Below are 25,165 nucleotides of genomic sequence, written 5' to 3'. Positions count from 1 at the left end.
CTTATAATACCCACTTTCTAAGGGCGTAGGCTACGCCCGATTCATCGTTTGATTTAGTGATAGTTGTGGCAATTTTTTTGAGAGCTGGATTGCCATTCTCCATGACAACAGCATGTCCTACAACTTCTAACATAGAACGGTCATTCTCCTCATCTCCAATAGCCATGGTTTCTTCTTGTTTGATTCCAAGTTGTTCAGCCAGATGGAGAACAGCAACTCCTTTATTGGTGGTTCTCCCGAGAATTTCTAAATAAAATGGAGCTGATTTAACTATAGTGAAGCGGTCCTGAAATTCTTTTGGGATTTTTGCGATTGCAGCGTCCAGGATTTCTGGTTCATCGATGTACATGGCTTTAACAAATTCTTTCTCTCGCACTTCTTCAGGTGTCCGGTAGTAAAGGGGCATATTGACCAGTTGAGACTCATGAATAGTATAGCGTCCGATATCTCGATTACTAGTGTAAATACCGTCTTTTGTAATGGCATGAGAGTGAATCTGGAGTTTGTTAGCGAGAGACTCGATATCGAGATAGTCCTCATAATCTAAAAGGTCCTTGATGATTTCTTTTCCAGTAGCAGTTTCTTGGACCAAGCCCCCATTAAAGGTAATGACATAATCTCCAGCATCCATCAAATGGAGTTCTTTTAAAAGTTTTGAGACCCCTGCGATGGGACGACCAGTTGTGATCACGATTTTCACACCTGCAGCTTTTGCGTCTTGAATGGCTTCAAAAACGGAAGGTGTAATTTCTTTTTTTGAATTAAGAAGCGTACCATCGATATCGATTGCGACTAATTTAATGGCCATTCGTCTCTCCTGTAAAATAATCATTGGTAATGTAAGAAGTGAATTCTTCTACTTGTTTACTGAAAAGTCCATTGGCTTCCAACATTTCTTTTGGGAAATAGAAGCGGTTGTCCCCATAGCGGGTTCCTGCAAGGGCAGCGACAAGTGGAGATAACTGAGACAACTCGGCCAAACTTCCATCTTTTCGCATCATCTCAATCTGAGTCCGTGGTTTTTCAAGCTCTGGTCGATAAATATCGTAGGGCAGGTCAAAATTCTCATGGATGGCGGTGTAATAAGTAGGATTAAACCCAACCTCTTTGATCAGTTTTCCAAGGATTGCTAAGTCTTTTCGCTTATCTTCTGTAAATAGAATCGATTTAAAGACTTTCCGATTGATATAGCGCTGAGCAAGATCAGACAGGATGGTATCTGGACTCTCCATCCAGACTTGGAAATAGGTGTTCATCACACCGTCATCTAAATTCAGGTAATCGTCAATGGTCACGTCTTCTTCAAAAAATGGAATCAAGCGAGGCGAAGTGAGTTGAAAATACGCTTTCTGATCTGGATAGATAGATCGAGCTCGTTTGAGTAAGTTTTGAAGGAGAACTTCCATGGCGCGAGTAGCTGGGTGGAAGTAGACTTGCATATACATTTGGTAACGGCTGACCACATAATCCTCGACAGCATGCATGCCATTTTGCTGGAAAGCAATGCCATTTTCAATCGGTCGAATGACACGAAGAATGCGGGTCAAGTCGAATTTTCCATAGGAAGCACCTGTAAAGTAAGCATCCCGTAGTAAATAATCCATTCGGTCCACATCAATTTGACTAGAAATCAACTGCACCACTTGCTTATTGGGATAGGTGTGGTCAATGACGCTAGCTACACGATTAGGGAAATCAGGTGCCACCTGTAAGAGGATCTGATTCACCTCCGTCTCTGGACTGGTGATGATGAGCTGGGTCATTTTTTCATGATCGGTCCCAAAGAGTCCTTCGAAGGTATGGGAATAGGCACCATGCCCGATATCATGAAGAAGGGCTGCTGTCATGGTCAGTAGATTTTCATCAGAATTCCATCGATCTGCATACTTTTCCTCAAAAATAGACAAAATCCGTCTTGAAATTTCATAGGCACCAAGGCAGTGAGAAAAACGACTATGCTCCCCACCGTGGAAGGTAAAACCAGATGTCCCCAGCTGTTTGATGCGGCGTAGTCGTTGAAATTCTTTACTATTAATTAATTGATAAATGATGGGATGATCCACGTGAACATAATCATGTACGGGATCGCGAAAGACTTTTTCATTCATGGGTCTATTATAGCAAAAAAAAGCCTATTTTGCGATCTAGAGGCTAATGAGGGCAGTCAAAAAGCGTAAAATTTGATAGAATAGAGAAGCAATGAAAGAAGAGAAGGAGACAAAGGTGCAGATTCATATTCAAAATACGATTCGATTTGGAGAAGAAATGGAAATCATCGATCAGTACTATCAAGGAGAGTGGAAAGAAAAAGCTGGTTTTCATTATCTTTTATATACCAATGAAGAAAAGGAAAAAGTTGCCTTGAAATTTTCTAAGGCTGAACTGATTATGACCCGCTTTTCAAGCCCGAAATCCATCATGCGCTTCTACAAATTTGAAGACGGTGGGGCTGTTATTCCAACTCCGATGGGAATCCAGCAATTTTTGATCGCAACAGACCTCTTTCAACTAGAGGATAGTCGTTTACATCTTTCCTATCGATTGATGACGCTCGATGGGGAGCAAGAATTTGCCCATTATCAATTATTGGTTGAATGGGGAGAATAGGATCTATGAAATTATTTGCGATCCTGCTTGCTTTATTCCATAAAAATGGTATAATAATACCACTCAAGGGAGTAGCTGGCGGTTAACCGCGATAGTGTCGTCATTCCGAATTATTTCCGGCACTATATTAAACAGCGAGACTTGTTTTTTTAAAAAACAGGTCTCTTTTTTTGTAAAAAGAGGCCAAAAAGGAGGAGACTGTTTTGTCAAAAGAACAAAATAAAGACTTGTTTTACACACAGACCTCAGAAGAAGTCCTAAAGAACTTGGACTCATCTATCGAAGGTTTGTCAACTGCTCAGGCTCAAGAACGCTTAGCGACTTATGGTCGGAATGAGTTGGAAGAGGGCGAAAAACGTAGCCTACTAGCTAAATTCCTTGATCAATTTAAGGATTTAATGATCATCATTTTGCTTGCGGCTGCTGCACTTTCTGTGATTACAGAAGGAATGGATGGCTTAACAGATGCTATAATCATCTTGGCTGTTGTTGTCTTGAATGCTGCCTTTGGGGTATACCAAGAAGGTCAAGCTGAAGCAGCTATTGAAGCGTTGAAAAATATGTCTAGCCCGATGGCTCGTGTTCGTCGTGATGGTCATGTCATTGAGATTGACTCAAAAGAATTGGTGCCTGGGGATATCGTCTTGCTAGAAGCAGGAGATGTCGTACCTGCTGATATGCGCTTGTTTGAAGCAGCTTCCCTCAAAATCGAAGAAGCAGCTCTTACAGGGGAATCTGTCCCAGTAGAAAAAGATGTGACAGGACTTGTCGAAGCTGATGCAGGTATTGGAGACCGCGTTAATATGGGTTACCAAAACTCAAACGTAACTTACGGTCGTGGTATTGGTGTTGTAACTAACACTGGTATGTATACAGAAGTTGGTAAGATTGCGGATATGTTGGCTAATGCGGATGAAACGGAAACACCGTTGAAACAAAGCTTGACCCAATTGTCTAAGACCTTGACCTACTTAATCGTTGTGATTGCAGTGATTACCTTCTTAGTTGGTGTCTTCGTTCGTGGCGAACATCCATTGGAAGGCTTGATGGTAGCGGTAGCCCTTGCGGTTGCGGCCATTCCAGAAGGACTTCCTGCTATTGTGACTATCGTTCTCTCTTTGGGAACGACAACCCTTGCTAAACGCAATTCAATCGTTCGTAAATTGCCAGCCGTAGAAACACTTGGTTCAACAGAAATCATCGCATCTGATAAAACAGGTACTTTGACCATGAACCAAATGACGGTTGAGAAGGTTTATACAAATGGTCAATTGCAAAGTTCGGCAACTGAAATTTCTGCTAGCAACAATACCCTTCGTATCATGAACTTTGCAAATGACACTAAAGTGGATCCATCTGGTAAATTGATTGGGGATCCAACAGAAACTGCTTTGGTACAGTTTGGTTTGGACCACAACTTTGATGTCCGTGAAGTCTTGAAGGATGAGCCTCGTGTGGCTGAATTGCCATTTGACTCTGATCGTAAGCTCATGTCTACCATCCATAAGGAAGCAGACGGATCTTACTTTATCGCTGTTAAGGGTGCCCCTGACCAATTGCTCAAACGCGTGACTCGTATTGAAGTCAATGGGGAAGTTCGCCCAATCACAGAAGAAGATAAAAATGCTATCCTTGCCACCAATAAAGACTTGGCCAAACAAGCCCTTCGTGTCTTGATGATGGCTTATAAGACAAGCAATGAAATTCCAACCTTGGAATCTGAAATTGTTGAGTCTGAACTCATCTTCTCAGGTTTGGTCGGCATGATTGACCCTGAGCGTCCAGAAGCTGCAGAAGCTGTCCGTGTCGCTAAGGAAGCAGGTATCCGTCCGATAATGATTACGGGTGACCACCAAGATACAGCTGAAGCTATTGCCAAACGTTTGGGAATCATCGATCCAAATGATACAGAAGATCATGTCTTCACTGGTGCTGAGTTGAATGAACTTTCTGATGAAGAATTCCAAAAAGTCTTCAAGCAATACTCTGTTTACGCTCGTGTATCACCTGAACATAAGGTTCGGATCGTGAAAGCATGGCAAAAAGAAGGCAAGGTTGTTGCCATGACTGGTGATGGGGTTAATGACGCGCCATCACTTAAGACAGCTGATATCGGTATCGGTATGGGAATCACTGGTACAGAGGTTTCTAAAGGAGCATCGGATATGGTTCTTGCCGATGATAACTTTGCAACTATTATCGTAGCGGTAGAAGAAGGACGTAAGGTCTTCTCAAATATCCAAAAATCTATCCAATACCTCTTGTCTGCCAATATGGCTGAAGTATTCACCATCTTCTTTGCAACCCTCTTTGGTTGGGATGTGTTGCAACCAGTACACCTTCTCTGGATTAACTTGGTAACAGATACCCTACCGGCTATCGCTCTTGGGGTGGAACCAGCTGAACCAGGTGTCATGACCCACAAACCTCGTGGACGTAAATCTAACTTCTTTGATGGCGGAGTCTTCGGAGCTATCCTCTATCAAGGGATCTTCCAAACTATCTTGGTACTTGGTGTTTACGGTTGGGCCATTCTCTTCCCAGAGCACCAAGGTCATGCAGAGATGCATGCAGATGCCCTTACTATGGCCTTTGCGACTCTCGGTTTGATCCAATTGCTCCATGCCTTTAACGTCAAGTCCGTTTACCAATCGATCTTTAAAGTGGGACTCTTCAAGAACAAGACCTTTAACTGGTCTATTCCAGTAGCCTTTATTCTCTTAATGGCAACCATTATGGTACCTGGATTCAATAAACTCTTCCACGTTTCAAACTTGAGTTTGACGCAATGGTTGGTGGTTGCTGTAGGTGCAATTATGATCGTGGTCCTTGTTGAGATTGTCAAAGCTGTTCAACGATCTCTTGGTAAAGATAAAAACGCGATTTAAGCATAAAAAGTCATCTTCGGATGGCTTTTTTATCTGACAGAAAATGACTAGGCATATTTCTTGAGGCAAGAGTCGATTTTTGATAAACTAAACAACAGTTTTAAGAAAGGAAACTTGATTATGAAAAAGTTTATTGCTGAAGTCATCGGCACATTTATGCTCGTCTTTATCGGGACTGGAGCAGTTGTTTTTGGGAATGGGACTGAAGGTCTCGGTCATTTAGGAATTGCCTTGGCATTTGGTTTGTCCATTGTTGCAGCAGCATACTCTATTGGGACTGTTTCTGGTGCTCACTTGAACCCAGCTGTTTCCATTGCTATGTTTGTCAACAAACGCTTGTCTTCTAAAGACTTGGTCAACTATATCGCAGCGCAAGTAGTGGGAGCTTTCCTTGCGACTGCAACTGTCTTCTTCCTTTTGTCCAATTCAGGTATGTCAACCGCTAGTATTGGTGAAAATGCCTTAGCTAAAGGAGTGACACCATTTGGCGGTTTCTTGTTTGAAGTGATTGCATCCTTTATCTTTATCTTGGTGATTATGACCGTGACATCAGCTTCTAAAGGAAATGGGAAGATCGCTGGTCTTGTGATCGGTTTGAGCTTGACTTTGATTATTCTTGTTGGTTTGAATATTACAGGACTTTCTGTAAACCCAGCTCGTAGCTTGGCTCCTGCTCTCTTTGTAGGTGGTGCAGCCCTTCAACAAATTTGGATCTTTATCTTGGCTCCAATTGTGGGAGGAATTCTCGCAGCAATCGTTGCAAAAAATCTTTTAGATACAGAAGAGTAAAAAAATTGGTTCCAGAGGGACCAATTCAGATTGAAGACAAAGTCATATAAAAAACTTCCCTTAGGTGAGTACGGACGTCAGCGAACTTCGTCGAAGTTCCAAGACTTAGTTTTGAGCCTAGGGTCTCAAAACTCCCGAGTGCCTGAAACGTTATTGTTTCAGGCACTTTTCTCACAGCGGAAAGTTTCGGTATTTTCTTGAATCGATTTAAAAATTGGAATTTTTTTTGCAAAATCGCTTAACTTATTTTATTTTAGAGTAGTTTGTCTACATTCTAAATTGATTCTAGGAGGACTAATTTTTTTATAGTTCAAGGATAGTCATGGCTTGGGAGAATTCATGGGCAAGTTGTTTTTTCTTGTATGCCTGAAATTCTGGCAGGTCTTTTATTTTGCGATAGCGTTTGTAGGGATCATACCGTTTGGGAAAATCAAATTGAGGGAAGTCTTCGAAGAATTGCTTGCAAAGTTCCCATTCTCGGACATAGCCTAAAGGTCTGGCATGATAGGTGATATTGTCGATTGTCCTATCTGAAATTCGGTGGTGGCTGTGTCCAAATATGACATCTTTGACAGGAAATTGCCTAAAAAGTTCATGGAAGGCTTGGCTTCCGAGAAAAGCATTAAAACGCTCGAAATAAGGATGGCGCATAAGAAAATGAGCGTGGGGAACAAAGTGCATAGCGATGACCAAGGGTTGATCCACCAGCTTCAGTTCTTCTTGGAGCTCATGCAAAAGATTTTTGGTAATCTCTGGATCGGACCCCCTTCGTTGGAGGCGTCTATCAAACCAAAACAGATTCTTAGTTTGAAGATGTTTTTGAGGAGAGATGGCGGGAACGAAGCTATAGTCATACCAGCCTGAAAAGGCCAGAAGAGTATGCTTTGAAAAGGAAATCTTTTGAAATTCAAAAGGTTTTATAGATTCTTCTGATAGCCCTAGCATATCATGGTTCCCCAGACTGAAGGTTACGGGGACTTGGTGTTGAAGTTGGGCTATAAAATCTTGTGAGATCTTTTCAAAGCCATTGGCAATATCTCCTGCGATATGGAGGTGTTGAATCTCTTCTTGCTTAAAAAGGGTGATGAGGGTCTCTATTTCTTCCTGGCCAAAGAGGTTTGAATCAATATGTAAATCGGACATAAAAGCTACTCTTGTCATGCTATCAGTCTAGCATATCCGGTTCTTTTTTTCTAACAATTAGGTTACAAATAAATAGAAAAAGACTGAAAATAAGCTGGTTTGATAGTCGTAAACCAGTAGATCTCATATTGGAAAGTGGGCAAATAATGAAGGTTATGATATAATAGACTAGATACATAGAAAGAGGTACTTATGGATATTTCAGAAATTCGTCAAAAAATTGACGCAAATCGTGAAAAATTAGCTTCTTTCAGGGGGTCTCTTTGACTTAGAGGCATTGGAAGAAGAAATTGCCATTTTAGAAAATAAAATGACAGAACCTGATTTTTGGGATGATAATATTGCTGCGCAAAAAACATCTCAGGAATTGAACGAACTCAAGCAGACCTATGAAAATTTCCATCAAATGGTGGATCTCTTTGATGAGTCTGAAATCTTACTGGACTTTTTGGCAGAAGATGATTCGGTCAAAAAAGAATTGATCGAAAAGTTAGAAGAACTAGACAAACGAATGACCAGCTATGAGATGACCTTACTATTGTCTGAACCCTATGACAATAATAATGCTATCTTAGAAATCCACCCAGGTTCAGGAGGCACAGAGGCTCAGGACTGGGGCGACATGCTTCTTCGGATGTATACACGTTTTGGAAATGCCCACGGCTTTAAAGTTGAAGTCTTGGATTATCAGGCTGGAGATGAGGCGGGAATCAAATCCGTAACCTTATCCTTTGAAGGGCCTCATGCCTATGGTCTTCTCAAGTCTGAGATGGGGGTTCACCGTTTGGTTCGGATCTCTCCATTTGACTCTGCCAAACGTCGGCATACTTCCTTCACTTCTGTTGAAGTCATGCCAGAATTAGATGATACTATCGAAGTGGAAGTTCGGGATGATGATATCAAGATGGACACCTTCCGCTCTGGTGGAGCTGGTGGACAAAACGTCAATAAGGTCTCTACAGGGGTACGCTTGACCCACATTCCGACAGGAATTGTTGTCGCATCTACTGTGGACCGGACCCAATACGGAAACCGTGATCGAGCAATGAAGATGTTGCAAGCTAAACTCTACCAATTGGAGCAAGAGAAAAAGGCTGCAGAAGTAGACTCTCTTAAAGGGGATAAAAAAGAAATCACCTGGGGAAGTCAAATTCGCTCTTATGTGTTTACCCCATACACGATGGTTAAGGATCACCGGACCAACTACGAAGTTGCGCAGGTGGATAAGGTGATGGATGGAGATATCGATGGTTTTATCGATGCCTATCTCAAATGGAGACTCCAATAACCTAAAGGGGATACCTAAAAAGAATGAAAGGAATTTCATTACATGTCAATGATTGAAATGAAAGATGTTGTCAAAAAGTATGACAACGGGACTACGGCCCTTCGAGGGGTAACGGTCCAAATTGAACCGGGAGAATTTGCCTATATTGTAGGACCTTCTGGTGCAGGGAAGTCGACCTTTATTCGACTTTTATACCGTGAAGTAAAACACGATAAAGGAAGTTTGAAAGTAGCTGATTTTGATTTAGATAAAATCAAAAAACGCGATATTCCTATGTTGCGTCGGAACGTTGGGGTAGTCTTCCAAGACTACAAATTGCTTCCAAAGAAAACAGTTTATGAAAACATTGCCTATGCTATGCAAGTTATTGGGGAACGCCGACGGAATATTAAAAAGCGCGTTATGGAAGTCTTGGATCTTGTTGGCTTAAAACACAAGGTTCGTTCATTCCCGAATGAATTGTCAGGTGGGGAACAACAACGGATTGCCATTGCGCGGGCCATTGTAAACAATCCTAAAGTCTTGATTGCGGATGAACCCACTGGTAACTTGGACCCAGATAATTCATGGGAGATCATGAATCTTTTGGAACGGATTAATTTACAAGGGACCACAGTCTTAATGGCGACCCATAATAGCTTAATTGTAAATACCTTACGTCACCGTGTCATCGCGATTGAAAATGGTCGTGTCGTGCGTGATGAAGCGGAAGGAGAGTACGGATACGATGATTAGAAGATTTTTCCGACACTTAATCGAATCGTTTAAAAGCTTGAAACGAAATGGTTGGATGACGATTGCGGCAGTCAGCTCGGTTATGATTACCCTTAGCTTGGTTGCTATCTTTGCCTCTGTCATTGCCAATACCATCAAACTCTCAGATGATATTCAAAACAGTGTGCGGGTTGTAGTATACATGCGCAAAGATATTCAAGATCAGAGCGAACAGATTGAACAAGAAGGTCAGACTGTCACTAATGAAAATTACCATAAAGTCTACGATGCTTTGACAGCCATAAAACATGTCGATAAGGTAGTTTTTTCTAGTAAGGAAGAACAGTATGAGAAACTGATCAAAACCGCAGGAAACAACTGGAAGATTTTTGACGGAGATGCCAATCCCCTTTACGATGCTTATTATGTAGAGACCACAGCTCCTAAATATGTTAAGCAAGTTTCGGCTGATGCCAAAAAGATTGAAGGAGTTTCTGAAGTCAAAGATGGTGGGGTAGATACCCAACGCTTGTTTGCCCTTGGAACCTTTATTCGAAATTGGGGCTTGATTGGTGTAGCCTTATTGATCTTTATCGCTGTCTTCTTGATTTCCAATACGATTCGGATCACCATTATTTCACGTAGTCGTGAGATTAAGATTATGCGTCTAGTTGGTGCGAAAAGTGGCTATATTCGTGCGCCATTCCTTTTAGAAGGAGCTTGGATCGGTCTCTTAGGAGCCGTGGTCCCTTCTGCCTTGGTTTTCTATGTCTACAATGTTGTCTACACATCGATGAACAATAACTTAGCGGACCAAAACTTGTACCTATATAGCCCAAATCTCTTGGTGCCTATTATGGTCGGTGCCTTGTTTGGATTGGGAATTTTGATCGGAGCGATCGGTTCTTCAATCTCCATGAGACGTTTCCTTAAAATATAACAAAAAAGCAAGTGTGAACTTGCTTTTTTGTATCCTTTAATTAGTACAGGAAGGATGAGACAGGGCTTTTTAAGATTACCTAAAGAAGGGATTGAACATTTTTTCATGTCCGATAGAAGTTTCAGGGCCATGACCAGGATAGACGGTGTAGGAAGATGGAAGAGGGAAGAGTTCTTCCTTGATACTGTTCAATAGCTGTGTAGCATTTCCAGTTGGAAGATCGGTCCGTCCAATCGTCTCACGAAAGAGGGCATCGCCGGATAGGACCAAGTGGTCGTCGGGAAAGACGATAGAGACTCCACCGGCCGAATGGCCCGGTGTCTCCAGAACGTAAAAGTGGAAATCCGCTATGTCATACTCACTGCGAATCTCATAGAGAAACTCTGCTTCTTTACAAATCACATCTTGCAAATCTGCATGACGATCCAAACCAGATAAATTGTCAACAGGAGAAGACAACCAACTAGATTCTGCTGGGTGGACATAGACAGGTGGGAAGTGATACTGCTGACGAACCTTTTCAAGACTCATAATGTGATCGTAATGCGTATGGGTTAAAAGAATCGCTACGATTGGTTTTCCTATGCGATCAATTTGTTTTTGAATAGTAGCCCAGTCGCTACCTGGATCTACTAGGATAAGGGCCTGTTCATTTTCAAGGTAGTAGGTGTTTTCATAAGCTACAGGATTAACAGTTCGATAGATTTTCATTGGGACTCCTTTCTAGAATAGTGTATCAAATTACAAGGAAAATAACAGGATTGAAGTCGGCTTGAAAGGATAAAAAAAATCTGCAGAGCTTGCTCAAACGTGATATAATTTTAAGTACTATGACAAGACAGAAACGGAAATACGCCATTGTGGATCTGGAAGCCACCAGTGCTGGAAGCAATGCCAAGATCATTCAGGTTGGAATTGTCATCGTTGAAGATGGCGGGATCACTCAATCCTATGAGACGGATGTGAATCCCCATGAACGATTGGATGACCACATCAAACAATTGACTGGCCTGACAGATGCTCGCTTGCGAAAAGCTCCAGAGTTTGCACAAGTGGCAAAAGAAATTTTTGAGTTAATAGAAGATGCCGTCTTTGTGGCCCATAATGTCAAATTTGATGCGAATTTATTGGCAGAAGCCCTCTTTTGGGAAGGCTTTGAGCTAACCACTCCTCGAATTGATACGGTCGAATTGTCTCAAATTTTCTATCCTACTTTGGAACGTTACAATTTAGGAGCACTTGCGACTGAACTGGAAATTGACTTGCATCATGCTCACTCTGCCCTAGCGGATGCTATGGCAACAGCCCAGTTGCTGTTGAAGTTAAGAGAAAAAATTGCGAGCTTACCAAGAGGATTGATTGAGAACCTCCTTTCGATGGCAGATTGTTTGATTTATGAATCACGGCTGTTGATAGAAGATGCACTTGAAGACAGTAGCCTCTTTTTGCCGTCTCATTTATTCGAAGTTCATGGACTCTATTTGCGAAAGCCACAGCAGTTTCTGGAAAGCTACCATTTATCTGAACAATTTGAACTCAATATGCAGTTGTTGGGATTGGAGGCTTATCCGGAGCAGAGTCAATTTGTGGCTTATCTCGAGGAAAGTTTGCATCAGCCTCTTCCCAGTTTTATAGAGGCTCCGACAGGAATTGGGAAGACCTACGCCTATCTGTTAACGCTATTGTCCAAAACCTCTAAGCGTATCCTTGTGAGTGTACCGACTAAAATTCTTCAGGATCAAATAATGAAAAAGGAAGGAAAGGCTATTCAGGATCTTTTCCAAATCCCCTTTCATAGCCTGAAAAGTCCAAAGGATTACATCCAACTTGATAAATTTTATGAGACCTTACAGAGTGATTCAGATAATCGGATGATCCGACGCTTTAAGATGCAACTGTTGGTTTGGCTAACCATGACAGAAACAGGAGAGTTAAGTGAGATTGGCCAGCTTTATCGTCATGCCCATTTTGTCTCTGAAATAAGTCACGATGGCCAATTGTCGAAGCATTCACTTTTTTATCAGGAAGATTTCTGGCGTCTTGGCCAGGAAAAAGTAAAAACTAGCCGGGTGATTCTGACCAATCATGCTTATCTTTTAACCCGCCTAGAAGATGACAAAAGTCTGCTTCAAGAGACTGCCCTGGTTGTGGATGAAGCACAAAAACTCTTCTTTGCTTTGGAGCAGTTTTCACAGAGAGAAGAGACCTTGCAATCTCTTCTAATGAGCCTGCAACACGCAATTGAGGAGGAGAAAGATCTTCTGCAACGGCGTTTGTTGGAGAGTATTCAATTTGAGTTAAATGCCTGCTCCAAAGAAATCCAGCAAGGAAAAACGGCAGTTTTATCCGATCAAACGGTGGCCAAAATACGTCAAGATGTATCGGAATTAAAAAACGACTCTTTAGAGAAACTAAGAGAATTATTTGATGAGCGCTACCAGACCTTTTGGATAGATAAAGAAGTGGTCGATAGCCACCAACTCCTTCATCTTCATGCAGGAGTTGAGGATTTATGTTCCTTTAGGGATTTTGTTCCTGAAGAAGTGCCCGTGCTCTTTGTATCAGCGACCATCGCTATCAGTAAAAAGGTGGATTTGCCTTCTCTATTAGGTTACCAAGAGCAGCAAATCTACCAGGTTCCAACCCAGTTAAAGCAACACCAGGCAATGCTCCTACCAATTGATTTTCCAGATGTGGTTTCCCTGTCTTCATCAGAGTATGCAATTGAAATCAGTCGATTGATCGAAGAGTTGCTTCCTCTTAGAAAACCAATCTTTCTTTTGTTCACTTCAAAAGAATTATTACTGGAGACCTCAGCTGCTTTGAAGTTTCCTCATTTGGCCCAGTACCGAAATGGGGATGCAGCCAATATTAAACGACGATTTGATCGTGGAGAGAGTACGATTTTATTGGGAACAGGAAGCTTCTGGGAGGGAGTCGATTTTTCCCAACAAAGAGAAGTGATTCAAATCATCACGCGCTTGCCTTTTGATAATCCTAAAAACTATATGGTTCAAAAGGTAAATAGCCAACTCAGACAAGAGGGGAAGAACCCTTTTTATGACTATAGTCTGCCAGTCGCGATTTTGAGACTAAAGCAGGCCATTGGGAGAACCAGTCGTTTCCAAGAACAGGAATCTTTAGTGCTCCTATTAGACCAGCGAGTGGTGATCAAACGATATGGAAAACAAATTTTAGATAGCTTGCAACAGGTATTGCCCCTTCACACGACATTGAGAGAACGACTTGTTGAGCAAACAGCCAACTTTTTCAAAAAGGAAAATAGAGAATGAAAAATAAGGGATTTGGACTTGCAATTGCATTTGTATTAGCGTTGGGCGCTATGTTTTTGGGAAAGTTCTTTCCCATCATTGGCTCAAGTGTCTTTGCTTTGATTTTAGGAATTGTCCTCAATGAATTGGTAGACCTGCCTGAGACGTCGCGGCCAGGACTCAATTGGTCCGGTAAGAAATTGTTGCAGTATTCGATTATCTTCATGGGCTTTAGCTTGCCTATTGCGACGGTTGCCTCTACAGGGGTCTCTTCCCTAAAGATTAGTTTGCCCACTATTGCGGTTGCCTTTCTTGCTGCTGTGATCTTTGGGAAAGTCTTTCATCTGAAATCTCATTTACGAACCTTAATCGGTTTTGGAACAGCTATTTGTGGTGGATCAGCTATCGCTGCCGCCGCGCCCATCATTGAAGCAGATGAAGAGGAAATTGCTCTATCCATGTCAACCATTTTCTTTTTTAACATTTTGGCTGTCTTTATCTTTCCGCTATTAGGTCATTTATGGCACATGTCTGATTTTCAATTTGGCCTTTGGTCAGGGACAGCTATTAACGACACATCATCTGTTGTAGCGGCAGCCTTTTCCTACAGTAAAGCGGCTGGTGAAATGGCGACGATTGTAAAATTATCAAGGGCTCTCATGATCGTGCCGGTTTGTTTGGGCATGATCGGTTTAAAATGGTATCGGAGTCAGTACCAGGAAGGTAACAAAGGAATGGTGAAACAAATTATTCCTTGGTTTATCATTTGGTTTATTGTGGCTTCCATTCTATCTTCTATCGGCGTGGTTCCTAAGGTAGTCCTTCCTTACCTAAAGGACCTTTCTCATCTCTTTATGGCTATGGCCTTGGTTGGAATCGGCAGTAAGGTTTCTTGGGAACAGTTCCGCGCTGCTGGAGCAGCTCCTCTTTTAGTTGGCTTGATAGCTTGGTTTTTTGTGGCAGGATATAGCTTGATTCTACAAATGTTATTTTATTAATTGAATTTATCACCTTTTTAGAAAGGAATGTGAATGAAGAAAAAGCAGTACTGGAAGGTACACCTGGATTATTCGATTATTACGATTGTCCTTATTCTTCTCCTGATTGGGATCTTATCTGTTTATGTCGCGGTTTCTCACGATTATCCCCAATGGGTCTGGCCTTTTTTGGGACAACAATTGGCCTGGATTGGTCTAGGAGTTCTTATTTGCCTCATTGTGACGATTTTTAGCACAAAATTTCTTTGGAAAATCACTCCCTTTCTCTATCTACTCGGTTTGGCCTTGATGGTTCTTCCTCTTGTTTTTTATAATCCCAACTTGGTGGCTTCAACAGGGGCTAAAAACTGGGTGGCTTATGGCAATATTACCTTATTTCAGCCTTCAGAATTTATGAAGATTCCCTTTATTCTGATGTTGTCACGCTCGATTGTCTTATTTTTACAACGAAACAAAGGGCGTGAGCGCTGGTTGCGACAAGATTGGTTTTTGATCCTCGAGTTGATCGTTTATACGATTCCTGTTTTTGTCTTACTGGCTTTACAACAGGACTTGGGAACGGCTTTGGTATTCTTAGCCATCTTTTCAGGCTTGGTGCTGGTTTCAGGAGTTTCCTGGAAAATTATTTTTCCGGTGATCTTACTTGTAGCGGGTGGCGTAGCAGGCTTTCTCTTTCTCTTTTTATCAGAAGGTGGCCGTGCTTTTCTTCACCAGCAAGTAGGGATGCCTACTTACCAAATGAATCGGATCGTTGCCTGGTTAAATCCCTTTGATTATGCCCAAACAACAACCTATCAGCAAGCCCAAGGACAGTTGGCTATTGCTAGCGGTGGTCTCTTTGGACAAGGATTTAATGTCTCCAATTTGTTGGTCCCTGTTCGGGAAAGCGATATGATTTTTACAGTAGTAGCAGAGGACTTCGGTTTTGTTGGATCTCTCCTGCTTTTGATTCTTTATGTAGCTTTAATTTACCGAATTTTAAAAATCACTCTACGGTCCAATAACCAATTTTATACCTATATTTCCATTGGGTTTATTATGATGTTGGTCTTTCATATTTTTGAAAATGTTGGAGCAGTGACGGGGCTACTGCCATTGACTGGGATTCCCCTTCCCTTTATCTCTCAAGGTGGCTCCTCTATTATTAGTAACCTGATCGGTATTGGTCTGGTTCTCTCGATTTACAATCATAGTAGCAAAAAGAAAGAGCCAAAGGAGCAGGTGCCGATCCGTAAAAAAGTCATCCTTAAAGGAGCGCAATAGAAAGAAGGAATGAAGATGAAAAAAGTAGCGACTATTTTAGCAAATGGATTTGAAGAAATTGAAGCTTTGACCATTGTCGATGTTTTGAGACGTGCAGGGATTGATTGTGACCTTATTGGCATGGAAGAGACTGTAACAGGCTCTCACCAAATCTCGGTGGAAGTAGACCGTCTCTGGAATGGAGATTTGTCAGATTATGATGGGGTCTTTCTACCAGGTGGAATGCCAGGAGCAGCGAATTTACGGGATAATCCAGAATTGATTGCAGCCCTTCAAGAAGAAAGTAGCAAAGGAAAAACCATCTCTGCGATTTGTGCAGCTCCCATTGTCTTGGCGCGTGCCGGTCTTTTAAAAGATAAACACTATACCTGTTACGATGGCTTTGAAGAGGAGATTCAAGACGGACAGTATCTAAAGGAGACAGTCGTCAAGGATGGCAACCTTCTAACCAGTCGTGGTCCTTCAACTGCCCTAGCCTTGGCTTATGCCTTGGTAGACCATTTTGGAGGAGACGCCCAGAGTCTTCGCCAAGGGATGCTTTACCAAGACGTCTTTGGAGACGCCTAAAAATGTGCTTTGGGCCACAGTTTTTGTAAGGGAGAGAAGGCATTTTCTGCTAGGAAATGCCTTCTCTTTGATGTAAAATGAAACGAAGGTAAAAAATGGCTAAAATCCCCCCTAAATGAGGGTTTTGGCTTATTTTTTTTGTCCATTTGTGGTATAATATTGACTATGAATTATCATGATTTTATATGGGATCTTGGTGGGACGCTGTTGGATAATTACGAAATGTCCACAAATGCCTTTGTAGCGACATTGAAGGACTTTCACATCCAAGCTGATCATGATTCTGTTTATGCAGCATTAAAAATCTCAACACAGGATGCGATTGCTACCTTTGCACCTCATATCTCTGAATTTCGTACAGAATATAAGAAAAAAGAAGCCGTCGCCTTGCAAGAACCGGTCCTGTTTGAGGGAGCGAAAGAGTTGCTAGAAGAGATTGAATTACAAGGAGGTCGTCATTTTTTGGTATCCCATCGGGATCGCCAAGTATTGACCCTCATTGATCAGACGGGTATCGCGTCTTTCTTTACGGAGATTGTAACAGCAGACGAGGGGTTCCCTCGCAAACCAGATCCAGCCTCTATGCTTTATTTGAAGGAAAAATATGGCATCCAAGACGGCCTGGTTATCGGAGATCGTCCGATCGATATAGAAGCTGGAAAGGCAGCAGGTCTCACAACTTATTTATTTGATACCATGCCCCACTTACACCAGTTTATATTTGAATAGAAAAGGGAAATTATGACAGAGGATAAACAGCAAGAAGTTCAAGCACAAGAATACGATGCCAGTCAAATTCAGGTCTTGGAAGGACTAGAGGCAGTGCGGATGCGTCCGGGGATGTATATCGGATCTACCTCAAAAGAAGGTCTCCATCACTTGGTCTGGGAAATCGTAGATAACTCGATTGATGAAGCCTTGGCTGGCTTTGCTAGCCATATTGAAGTTTTTATTGAAGCGGATAACTCCATCACGGTTGTCGATGATGGACGGGGAATCCCAGTGGATATCCAAGAAAAGACAGGTCGTCCTGCTGTCGAAACCGTCTTTACCGTACTTCACGCAGGAGGAAAATTCGGCGGTGGTGGCTATAAGGTATCTGGTGGTCTACACGGGGTAGGTTCTTCCGTCGTGAATGCCCTGTCCACGTCACTGGATGTTCGTGTCTACAAAAATGGCAGTATCCATTACCAAGAGTATCGTCGAGGCCATGTTGTAGATGACTTGAAAATCATTGGAGAGACCGATCGAACAGGGACAACCGTCCACTTTATTCCAGATCCAGAAATTTTCACAGAAACCACTGAATTTGACTTTGACAAGTTGAACAAGCGGATTCAAGAATTAGCCTTCTTGAATCGTGGCTTGCGCATCTCGATCACGGACAAGCGTGAAGGGCAGGAGCAAACGAAAGATTACCACTATGAGGGTGGTATTTCAAGCTATGTAGAATACATCAATGAAAACAAGGATGTTATCTTTGAAACACCGATCTACACAGATGGCGAAATGGATGATATTACGGTTGAAGTAGCTATGCAATACACAACCGGCTATCACGAAACCGTCATGAGTTTTGCCAATAATATCCATACCCATGAAGGTGGAACCCATGAGCAGGGATTCCGTACAGCCCTCACTCGCGTCATCAATGACTATTCCAAGAAAAATAAGCTCTTAAAAGAAAACGAAGACAATCTAACTGGGGAAGATGTTCGGGAAGGGTTGACAGCAGTGATCTCGGTCAAGCATCCTAACCCACAGTTCGAAGGACAAACCAAGACCAAACTTGGGAATTCAGAAGTTGTAAAAATTACCAACCGACTCTTTAGTGATGCCTTTTCTGATTTCCTATTAGAAAACCCGCAAATTGCTAAGAAAATCGTCGAAAAAGGGATTTTAGCAGCTAAGGCTCGGGTCGCTGCTAAGCGGGCTCGGGAAGTGACCCGCAAGAAATCTGGTTTAGAAATCTCAAACCTTCCTGGTAAATTGGCAGATTGTTCTTCAAACAACCCAGCAGAAACAGAACTCTTTATCGTCGAAGGGGATTCAGCCGGAGGATCTGCAAAATCAGGTCGAAACCGAGAGTTCCAGGCGATTCTCCCTATTCGTGGGAAAATCCTCAACGTGGAAAAAGCTAGCATGGACAAAATTCTAGCCAATGAAGAAATCCGGAGTTTATTCACCGCTATGGGTACCGGTTTTGGTGCAGAATTTGACGTATCAAAAGCTCGTTATCAAAAATTAGTCATCATGACAGATGCCGATGTCGATGGCGCTCATATTCGAACCCTTCTGTTAACCTTGATCTATCGCTATATGAAACCAGTTTTGGAGGCAGGATATGTTTACATCGCTCAACCACCAATCTATGGTGTAAAAGTCGGTAGTGAAATCAAAGAATATATCCAACCGGGTGCAAACCAAGAAGCACAGTTAGCTGCCGCTTTGGAACGCTATTCAGAAGGTCGCTCAAAACCAACGATTCAACGATACAAAGGTCTTGGGGAAATGGATGATCACCAGCTTTGGGAAACAACCATGAACCCTGAACACCGCTTGATGGCACGCGTATCCGTAGATGATGCTGCCGAAGCGGATAAGATTTTTGATATGTTGATGGGGGACCGAGTAGAACCGCGTCGTGAATTTATCGAAGAAAACGCTGAATATAGTACTCTCGATGTATAAAATTCACTGAACACTTCCCATTAATGGATATTTTATGGTATAATTACAGGGATTACGCTCAAGTAATACGATGAAGGAGTTTTTATATGTCTAGTGGACTAATTGCTCTCATCTTTATTGTAGCCCTTATCTTGATTGTAGGATATGTGGTTGCAGTGATTTTGAGAAAAAGAAATGAAGCCTTACTGGCAGCACTGGAAGAACGAAAAGAAAAGTTATACAACCTTCCGGTCAACGATGAAGTAGAGGCGGTCAAAAACATGCATTTGATTGGTCAAAGTCAAGTGGCATTTCGTGAATGGAATCAAAAATGGGTAGACTTATCCTTGAATTCATTTGCTGATATTGAAAACAATCTATTTGAAGCAGAAGGTTATAATAATTCTTTCCGTTTCATGAAGGCCAAACAAGCCATTGACAATATCGAAAGTCAGATCCAATTAATCGAGGAGGATATCAAGGCGATTCGCCAAGCCCTTTCAGATCTGAAAGAGCAAGAGCAAAAGAATAGCGGTCGTGTTATCCATGCCTTAGATATGTTTGAGGAACTTCAAAAAGAAGTTACTTCGAATCCAGATCGTTATGGTAGTGCTCTTCCTGAAATTGAAAAGCAAATTGGGAATATTCAATCTGAATTTTCACAATTTGTCACTCTGAATTCTTCAGGGGACCCTGTTGAGGCTGCTGAAATTCTTGATACTGCTGAAAATCATATTGTTGCTTTAAAACAAATTGTAGAGCGGGTACCAGAAATTGTCACAGCCCTTCAATCAAAACTTCCGGATCAATTGGAAGATTTGGAAAGTGGCTACCGCAAGCTTTTAGAATCTGGTTATCATTTTACTGAAACGGATATTGAATCTCGCTTCCAACAATTGCATGCTTCTTTGAAGAATAACATGGCAAATGTATCAGCTCTTGAATTGGACAATGCCATTTACGAAAATGAGCAAATTCAAGAAGAGATCGATGCTTTGTATCACATTTTTACCCGTGAGATTGAATCGCAAAAAGTTGTCAAGAAGTTAGTGAAACAATTGCCTGGTTATTTGAACCATGCAAAAGAAAACAATAAAAACCTTGCAACGGAAGTAGAACGTCTTGGTAAAACCTTTGTCTTGAATGAAGCCTTTAGCCAACAGTTAAAAGAGTTGGAAGTTGAATTGTCTTCACAAGAAGATGTGGTGGAGGATGCTTTGAAAGATTCATCTGAAACACAAAAAGCTTATTCCATCGTTGAAGAGGAATTAGAAGCGATTGAAGCTCGTTTGAAAGAAATTGAAGATGAACAAATCAACTTAAGCAATTCCCTTTCAAAAATTGAAAAAGACGATGCCAATGCTCGCCAAAAGGTTAATATCTATGCCAACCGTTTGCATGCGATCAAACGCTACATGGATAAGCGAAACTTGCCAGGAATTCCTCAAGAATTCTTAGAAATTTTCTTCACAGCAAGTAACAATACTGAAGCATTGATGAATGAATTGGAAGGCGAAAAAGTCGATATTGAAACAACCAACCGTTTATTGGATATCCTAACAAATGATATGAATGAATTGGAAGAAGCGGCTTATCGAATTGTGCAAAATGCGACGTTGACAGAGCAATTATTGCAATACTCGAATCGTTACCGTTCATTTGATGATCATGTACAAGCGGCTTTTGACGAATCGCTATATATTTTCGAAAGAGAGTACGATTATGCGGCTTCCTTCAAAGTCATCTCAGATGCTTTGGAAATGGTAGAAGCAGGAGTAACTGACCGCTTTGTTACTTCATATGAAAAAACGCGGGAGCAAATTCGCTTCTAAGGATAGAAAACGACCTGTTTGAAGGTCGTTTTTTTTTTGATTAGCTTACTCTTGAAACTTGAAATTTGCTACCTCTTTTTGTATAGTAAGGGAGAAGTAAAGAGAGGGAAAAAATGAAGAAAGTTTCAGGACTCCTTGTCATGGATGTAGATGGAACCTTGATCCGACAAGAAGGAATTAATCTACTGGCTCAAGCAGCTGATATGGGAGAAAAAGTGGCAGAGATCACAGCAGGTGCAATGAATGGAGACTTGGATTTTGCTACCTCTTTACACGCAAGAGTGGAGCTTTTGAGGGGCTTGGAGACCTCCGTCTTTCCAAAAATTTTGGAGCAGATAGATATAACAAGAGGGGCAGGTGATTTGATCACCGAACTTCGTCTAAGAGGATACAAGATCGGTTTGGTTTCAGGTGGTTTTCATGAAGTCATTGATCCCATCGCTCAGTCTCTAGGAATTGATCTCGTCCAAGCCAATCGATTGGAAGTTGCTGATGGCCGTTTGACAGGAAAAGTGCTCGGTGAAGTTGTCACGCCCGAGAAGAAAAAAGAAACCCTTTTGACCTGGGCTAGAGACTATCATGTTCAAACAAGTCAAACCATTGCCATAGGGGACGGTGCCAATGATCTTCCTATGATAAAGACTGCCGGAATGGGGATTGCCTTTATGGCCAAGCCAATCGTGTCAAGACTAGCTCCTTATCGGATTGAGACAAGGGATTTAAGACTTGTTCTTGAGATTCTAGACAAGCATGGAAAGGAAACAAGATGCATATTCTACTAGCACCGGATTCCTTTAAAGAATCCTTATCTGCTAAACAAGTAGCAGAGTCCTTAAAAAAGGGGTTTCAAGAAGCCCTACCAAATGCTACCTTTGACCTTCTTCCTATCGGGGATGGTGGCGAAGGGACCATGGATACTCTCGCTGGAGTTCTGAATTTAACTGAGTACCACACTCAAGTGACGGGTCCATTTGGACAGCCTGTTTCAATGCCCTACTATCAAAGGGACCAGATGGCTTTTTTTGAAATGGCCTCTCTTGTCGGTTTAGCCTCTATTCCAGCTGAAAAACGAAATCCTCTTGAACTGGAAACAAGAGGAATTGGTGAACTCATTTTGCAGTTAGTTGATCAAGGGATCAAAACGATCTGTGTGGGAATTGGCGGTTCTGCAACCAATGATGGTGGCATCGGAATGGCTGCTGGCTTAGGTGTAGCTTTCTATGATGAGCAAGGTCATTTGCTTCGTCCTGTAGGTGCTTCACTCGGTCGTGTGGCTAGAATAGATACCAGTGCGGTTCCCAAGGCGCTACAAGAGATTGATCTCCAAGTCTTAACAGATGTGACCAATCTTCTCTGTGGTAGTCAAGGAGCAACCTATATTTTTGGAGGGCAAAAAGGGTTAAATCCTCTTCTATTTCCAGCGGTGGATCAGGCCATGCAAAAGTTTTATCAGCTAGTAGATTCACGAATATTAACTATAGAGGGAGCTGGTGCTGGCGGGGGCATGGCAGCTGGTTTGGTTGCCTTTGCAGGAGGGCAGATTTCTTCAGGAATTGAGAAGAGTCTGGATTTAATTGATTTTAATCGCATAGTGCAAAAAGCAGATCTGGTCGTCGTTGGGGAAGGCAGGATGGACCTTCAGTCACTCTCCGGAAAAGCACCTGTTGGGGTTGCTCAAAGAACCCCAGACCAGATCCCAGTCCTTGCAATTTGCGGAGCTCTAGCCTCAGATTTACCAGCTTTTCCAAGTCATCACATTGATGCTGCTTTCTCTATCCTAACAGGGCCTTGTGAGGTGACAGAAGCACTTGCACAAGCAGAGAGCAATCTCATTTCCTGTGCTCGAAATATTGGCAATCTTTTAAAAATGAAAACAAACTAAAAACCAATTGAAAGAGGGGCTTCCCTTTTCAATTGGTTTTCTTTAGCCGAAGAGGCGTTTCCAAAATGATTTCTTTTCTGGAGCAGAAGTTTCCTGCTTCTTTTCAAAGAGATCTGGATACTGGAGACGGAGATCGGTTGGATCTATTCCAGATGGGTGGTCGGTATGAATGATGAAACCAAATGGTGAATGGCGACAGTCATCTGAAACGATACTGGCAACCAGACCGAGGTCCTTGGTCTTTTTCAAATACTGGAGTTGGCTGCTTTCATCTAGGGCAGGAGAAATCTTGACCAAGACAGGATCAAAGCGCTCGGAAATCTCCGTAAGGATGGTCGAGTAATGCTCCAGATACTTACTTTCCCTTGCCTCCACCAAGGTACATGAAGCAATCACGCGCTCCTCATAGGTTTCCAAAAATCGACGCTGTTCATCAGGATTGAACCGACTAGGGCCTGCAGCTTTTTCTAAAATGGTTTTATTAATATCTGTCATAAGCTAAGTATAGCATAAAGCCAAGCGGAAGAGTAGAAGAATTCAAAAAAATTAAATCAGCTATGAAAATGAAGGTGAAACTATAACTGGAACCGTTTTCTTGTTAAAAACTTCTCAATTTTCGATGTTTTCCTTGTTTTTTCTTGAAAAAATAGCCTAATTACGATATGATAGAGGAGTAAAAAATATAACTCAATAAGGAGAGTAAGAAATGTCAATTATTACTGATGTTTACGCTCGCGAAGTCCTAGACTCACGCGGTAACCCAACACTTGAAGTAGAAGTTTATACTGAATCAGGTGCTCATGGACGTGGTATGGTTCCATCAGGAGCTTCTACTGGTGAACACGAAGCGGTAGAACTTCGCGACGGTGACAAATCTCGTTACGGTGGTCTTGGAACTCAAAAAGCGGTTGACAATGTGAACAACATTATTGCTGAAGCAATCATCGGTTACGATGTACGTGATCAACAAGCTATTGACCGTGCAATGATCGCTCTTGACGGAACTCCTAATAAAGGTAAATTGGGTGCAAACGCAATCCTTGGTGTGTCTATCGCTGTAGCTCGCGCTGCTGCTGACTACCTTGAAATCCCACTTTACAGCTACCTTGGTGGATTCAACACTAAAGTTCTTCCAACTCCAATGATGAACATCATCAACGGTGGTTCTCACTCAGATGCTCCAATCGCTTTCCAAGAATTCATGATCTTGCCAGTTGGTGCACCTACATTTAAAGAAGCTCTTCGTTACGGTGCTGAAATCTTCCACGCTCTTAAGAAAATCCTTAAATCACGTGGTTTGGAAACTGCCGTAGGTGACGAAGGTGGATTCGCTCCTCGTTTCGAAGGAACTGAAGATGGTGTTGAAACTATCCTTGCTGCGATCGAAGCTGCTGGATATGTACCAGGTAAAGACGTATTCATCGGATTTGACTGTGCATCATCAGAATTCTACGATAAAGAACGTAAAGTATACGACTACACTAAATTCGAAGGTGAAGGCGCTGCTGTTCGTACATCTGCAGAACAAATCGACTACCTTGAAGAATTGGTTAACAAATACCCAATCATCACTATCGAAGATGGTATGGATGAAAACGACTGGGAAGGTTGGAAAGCTCTTACTGAACGTCTTGGTAAGAAAGTCCAATTGGTTGGTGACGACTTCTTCGTAACAAACACTGACTACCTTGCACGTGGTATCCAAGAAGGTGCTGCTAACTCAATCCTTATCAAAGTTAACCAAATCGGTACACTTACTGAAACTTTCGAAGCTATTGAAATGGCTAAAGAAGCTGGTTACACTGCCGTTGTATCACACCGTTCAGGTGAAACTGAAGATTCAACAATCGCTGATATCGCAGTTGCAACAAACGCAGGACAAATCAAGACTGGTTCACTTTCACGTACAGACCGTATCGCTAAATACAACCAATTGCTTCGCATCGAAGATCAACTTGGTGAAGTAGCTGAATACCGTGGATTGAAATCATTCTACAACTTGAAAAAATAAGCTAGTTTACTAGACTAAAAAGATCCTTGAGTTTTCTCTAGGATCTTTTTGTTATCGAGCCAAAGAAAAACTCCTCAACTATCTAGTTGAGGAGTAGATCTATTAGAATAGGCCTTTGATTTTGTCCAAGGCACCGCTAACCATTTCGTTTCCGGAAACAAGCCCTTTGGCTTGTTCAAGGTAGTCTCCAAGGTTATCTTTATTGTCATCCACAAATTTCTTTGCAGCATCGAAATCTTTCTTTTCGATCATTTCTTTGACTTGGTTAAACAGATCCATTGGGTTCATGAGGTTTCTCCTA

Annotated in this window: 22 protein-coding genes; 16 read left to right on the top strand and 6 right to left on the bottom strand. The window is 42.0% G+C overall.

The annotated features are described in order from the left end of the window. Window position 1: 1 nt before the first annotated feature. Complete coding sequence (yidA, locus tag QM830_RS05055; protein ID WP_414325852.1) at window positions 2–808, bottom strand: sugar-phosphatase; 807 nt, start codon at window positions 806–808, stop codon at window positions 2–4. Then, a complete protein-coding gene (locus tag QM830_RS05050) occupies window positions 798–2,108 on the bottom strand; it encodes an HD domain-containing protein (RefSeq protein ID WP_414325851.1) in 1,311 nt (436 codons plus the stop codon). Before QM830_RS05050 ends, yidA begins: the two co-directional genes overlap by 11 nt. 115 nt (window positions 2,109–2,223) lie before the next feature. Between QM830_RS05050 and QM830_RS05045 the strand changes: the two genes are divergently transcribed. From QM830_RS05045 to QM830_RS05035, 3 genes are all read left to right on the top strand, one after another. After that, the gene (locus QM830_RS05045; RefSeq protein ID WP_037614034.1) at window positions 2,224–2,607 is read left to right on the top strand and encodes a DUF1934 domain-containing protein; all 384 of its coding nucleotides are present in this window, start codon (window positions 2,224–2,226) and stop codon (window positions 2,605–2,607) included. 203 nt (window positions 2,608–2,810) lie between these two features. Continuing rightward, window positions 2,811–5,495 carry a calcium-translocating P-type ATPase, PMCA-type gene (locus tag QM830_RS05040; protein WP_414325850.1) on the top strand — a complete coding sequence of 895 codons (2,685 nt, stop codon included), beginning with the start codon at window positions 2,811–2,813 and terminating at the stop codon, window positions 5,493–5,495. A gap of 120 nt (window positions 5,496–5,615) precedes the next feature. Next, window positions 5,616–6,284: an MIP/aquaporin family protein gene (locus QM830_RS05035; protein ID WP_414325849.1), complete on the top strand. Its 669-nt coding sequence runs from the start codon at window positions 5,616–5,618 to the stop codon at window positions 6,282–6,284. A gap of 303 nt (window positions 6,285–6,587) precedes the next feature. On the opposite strand, the gene QM830_RS05030 is transcribed toward QM830_RS05035, so the two are convergent. Beyond that, window positions 6,588–7,445, bottom strand: a complete 858-nt coding sequence (locus QM830_RS05030; protein ID WP_414325848.1) for a metallophosphoesterase — start codon at window positions 7,443–7,445, stop codon at window positions 6,588–6,590. A 174-nt stretch (window positions 7,446–7,619) separates the two neighbouring features. Here QM830_RS05030 and prfB point away from each other — a divergent pair. The 3 genes from prfB (at window position 7,620) to ftsX (ending at window position 10,369) form a co-directional block, all read left to right on the top strand. Continuing rightward, window positions 7,620–8,715, top strand: a protein-coding gene (prfB, locus tag QM830_RS05025) for a peptide chain release factor 2 (RefSeq protein ID WP_414325847.1) whose coding sequence is annotated in 2 segments (ribosomal slippage) — window positions 7,620–7,691 and window positions 7,693–8,715 — 1,095 coding nt in all. Because the reading frame shifts where the segments join, the coding sequence is not laid out codon by codon here. Between the two features lie 42 nt (window positions 8,716–8,757). Further along, window positions 8,758–9,450 (top strand): cell division ATP-binding protein FtsE, encoded by a 693-nt coding sequence (gene ftsE / locus QM830_RS05020; RefSeq protein WP_009731372.1) that lies wholly within the window; start codon window positions 8,758–8,760, stop codon window positions 9,448–9,450. Further along, window positions 9,443–10,369: a permease-like cell division protein FtsX gene (gene ftsX, locus QM830_RS05015; protein ID WP_414325846.1), complete on the top strand. Its 927-nt coding sequence runs from the start codon at window positions 9,443–9,445 to the stop codon at window positions 10,367–10,369. Before ftsE ends, ftsX begins: the two co-directional genes overlap by 8 nt. A gap of 75 nt (window positions 10,370–10,444) precedes the next feature. On the opposite strand, the gene QM830_RS05010 is transcribed toward ftsX, so the two are convergent. Further along, window positions 10,445–11,080, bottom strand: a complete 636-nt coding sequence (locus QM830_RS05010; protein WP_414325845.1) for an MBL fold metallo-hydrolase — start codon at window positions 11,078–11,080, stop codon at window positions 10,445–10,447. Window positions 11,081–11,199: 119 nt separating this feature from the next. Here QM830_RS05010 and QM830_RS05005 point away from each other — a divergent pair, with 119 nt between their 5' ends. From QM830_RS05005 to QM830_RS04965, 9 genes are all read left to right on the top strand, one after another. After that, entirely contained in the window at window positions 11,200–13,662 is a 2,463-nt protein-coding gene (locus QM830_RS05005) for a bifunctional DnaQ family exonuclease/ATP-dependent helicase (RefSeq protein WP_414325844.1), read from the top strand. Then, entirely contained in the window at window positions 13,659–14,639 is a 981-nt protein-coding gene (locus tag QM830_RS05000; RefSeq protein WP_414325843.1) for a YeiH family protein, read from the top strand. The genes QM830_RS05005 and QM830_RS05000 overlap by 4 nt, the downstream gene beginning before the upstream one ends. 33 nt (window positions 14,640–14,672) lie before the next feature. Continuing rightward, a complete protein-coding gene (locus QM830_RS04995; RefSeq protein ID WP_414325842.1) occupies window positions 14,673–15,902 on the top strand; it encodes an FtsW/RodA/SpoVE family cell cycle protein in 1,230 nt (409 codons plus the stop codon). Between the two features lie 15 nt (window positions 15,903–15,917). Next, the gene (locus tag QM830_RS04990) at window positions 15,918–16,469 is read left to right on the top strand and encodes a DJ-1 family glyoxalase III (protein WP_414325841.1); all 552 of its coding nucleotides are present in this window, start codon (window positions 15,918–15,920) and stop codon (window positions 16,467–16,469) included. A gap of 165 nt (window positions 16,470–16,634) precedes the next feature. Continuing rightward, entirely contained in the window at window positions 16,635–17,198 is a 564-nt protein-coding gene (locus tag QM830_RS04985; RefSeq protein ID WP_414325840.1) for an HAD-IA family hydrolase, read from the top strand. Window positions 17,199–17,210: 12 nt separating this feature from the next. Further along, complete coding sequence (gyrB, locus tag QM830_RS04980; protein ID WP_414325839.1) at window positions 17,211–19,160, top strand: DNA topoisomerase (ATP-hydrolyzing) subunit B; 1,950 nt, start codon at window positions 17,211–17,213, stop codon at window positions 19,158–19,160. Between the two features lie 86 nt (window positions 19,161–19,246). Then, a complete protein-coding gene (ezrA, locus tag QM830_RS04975) occupies window positions 19,247–20,971 on the top strand; it encodes a septation ring formation regulator EzrA (RefSeq protein ID WP_414325838.1) in 1,725 nt (574 codons plus the stop codon). 113 nt (window positions 20,972–21,084) lie between these two features. Beyond that, a complete protein-coding gene (gene serB / locus QM830_RS04970) occupies window positions 21,085–21,753 on the top strand; it encodes a phosphoserine phosphatase SerB (RefSeq protein WP_414325837.1) in 669 nt (222 codons plus the stop codon). After that, window positions 21,738–22,853 carry a glycerate kinase gene (locus tag QM830_RS04965; RefSeq protein WP_414325836.1) on the top strand — a complete coding sequence of 372 codons (1,116 nt, stop codon included), beginning with the start codon at window positions 21,738–21,740 and terminating at the stop codon, window positions 22,851–22,853. Before serB ends, QM830_RS04965 begins: the two co-directional genes overlap by 16 nt. 42 nt (window positions 22,854–22,895) lie before the next feature. Here the strand turns inward: QM830_RS04965 and QM830_RS04960 are convergent, their stop codons facing one another. Then, a complete protein-coding gene (locus QM830_RS04960; RefSeq protein WP_009731360.1) occupies window positions 22,896–23,348 on the bottom strand; it encodes a DUF1694 domain-containing protein in 453 nt (150 codons plus the stop codon). Window positions 23,349–23,559: 211 nt separating this feature from the next. Here QM830_RS04960 and eno point away from each other — a divergent pair, with 211 nt between their 5' ends. Next, entirely contained in the window at window positions 23,560–24,864 is a 1,305-nt protein-coding gene (gene eno / locus QM830_RS04955; protein WP_414325835.1) for a surface-displayed alpha-enolase, read from the top strand. A gap of 102 nt (window positions 24,865–24,966) precedes the next feature. On the opposite strand, the gene QM830_RS04950 is transcribed toward eno, so the two are convergent. Further along, window positions 24,967–25,152, bottom strand: coding sequence for a hypothetical protein (locus QM830_RS04950; RefSeq protein WP_009731358.1), 186 nt, complete (start codon window positions 25,150–25,152; stop codon window positions 24,967–24,969). Window positions 25,153–25,165: the final 13 nt, after the last annotated feature.

The organism is Streptococcus sp. OMI750, assembly GCF_047463895.1.
GTDB lineage: Bacteria > Bacillota > Bacilli > Lactobacillales > Streptococcaceae > Streptococcus.
This window is presented reverse-complemented; position numbering and strand designations above follow the sequence as displayed.

What these genes read in the sequence shown, in the direction of transcription:
- QM830_RS05050 (WP_414325851.1), bottom strand. Translation starts at nt 2,108, where the DNA reads ATGAATGAAAAAGTCTTTCGCGATCCCGTACATGATTATGTTCACGTG.
- QM830_RS05010 (WP_414325845.1), bottom strand. Translation starts at nt 11,080, where the DNA reads ATGAAAATCTATCGAACTGTTAATCCTGTAGCTTATGAAAACACCTAC.
- gyrB (WP_414325839.1), top strand. Translation starts at nt 17,211, where the DNA reads ATGACAGAGGATAAACAGCAAGAAGTTCAAGCACAAGAATACGATGCC.
- QM830_RS04995 (WP_414325842.1), top strand. Translation starts at nt 14,673, where the DNA reads ATGAAGAAAAAGCAGTACTGGAAGGTACACCTGGATTATTCGATTATT.
- QM830_RS05035 (WP_414325849.1), top strand. Translation starts at nt 5,616, where the DNA reads ATGAAAAAGTTTATTGCTGAAGTCATCGGCACATTTATGCTCGTCTTT.
- QM830_RS04960 (WP_009731360.1), bottom strand. Translation starts at nt 23,348, where the DNA reads ATGACAGATATTAATAAAACCATTTTAGAAAAAGCTGCAGGCCCTAGT.
- serB (WP_414325837.1), top strand. Translation starts at nt 21,085, where the DNA reads ATGAAGAAAGTTTCAGGACTCCTTGTCATGGATGTAGATGGAACCTTG.
- QM830_RS04965 (WP_414325836.1), top strand. Translation starts at nt 21,738, where the DNA reads ATGCATATTCTACTAGCACCGGATTCCTTTAAAGAATCCTTATCTGCT.
- ezrA (WP_414325838.1), top strand. Translation starts at nt 19,247, where the DNA reads ATGTCTAGTGGACTAATTGCTCTCATCTTTATTGTAGCCCTTATCTTG.
- ftsE (WP_009731372.1), top strand. Translation starts at nt 8,758, where the DNA reads ATGTCAATGATTGAAATGAAAGATGTTGTCAAAAAGTATGACAACGGG.
- yidA (WP_414325852.1), bottom strand. Translation starts at nt 808, where the DNA reads ATGGCCATTAAATTAGTCGCAATCGATATCGATGGTACGCTTCTTAAT.
- QM830_RS05005 (WP_414325844.1), top strand. Translation starts at nt 11,200, where the DNA reads ATGACAAGACAGAAACGGAAATACGCCATTGTGGATCTGGAAGCCACC.
- ftsX (WP_414325846.1), top strand. Translation starts at nt 9,443, where the DNA reads ATGATTAGAAGATTTTTCCGACACTTAATCGAATCGTTTAAAAGCTTG.
- QM830_RS05000 (WP_414325843.1), top strand. Translation starts at nt 13,659, where the DNA reads ATGAAAAATAAGGGATTTGGACTTGCAATTGCATTTGTATTAGCGTTG.
- QM830_RS04990 (WP_414325841.1), top strand. Translation starts at nt 15,918, where the DNA reads ATGAAAAAAGTAGCGACTATTTTAGCAAATGGATTTGAAGAAATTGAA.
- QM830_RS04985 (WP_414325840.1), top strand. Translation starts at nt 16,635, where the DNA reads ATGAATTATCATGATTTTATATGGGATCTTGGTGGGACGCTGTTGGAT.
- QM830_RS05030 (WP_414325848.1), bottom strand. Translation starts at nt 7,445, where the DNA reads ATGACAAGAGTAGCTTTTATGTCCGATTTACATATTGATTCAAACCTC.
- QM830_RS04950 (WP_009731358.1), bottom strand. Translation starts at nt 25,152, where the DNA reads ATGAACCCAATGGATCTGTTTAACCAAGTCAAAGAAATGATCGAAAAG.
- eno (WP_414325835.1), top strand. Translation starts at nt 23,560, where the DNA reads ATGTCAATTATTACTGATGTTTACGCTCGCGAAGTCCTAGACTCACGC.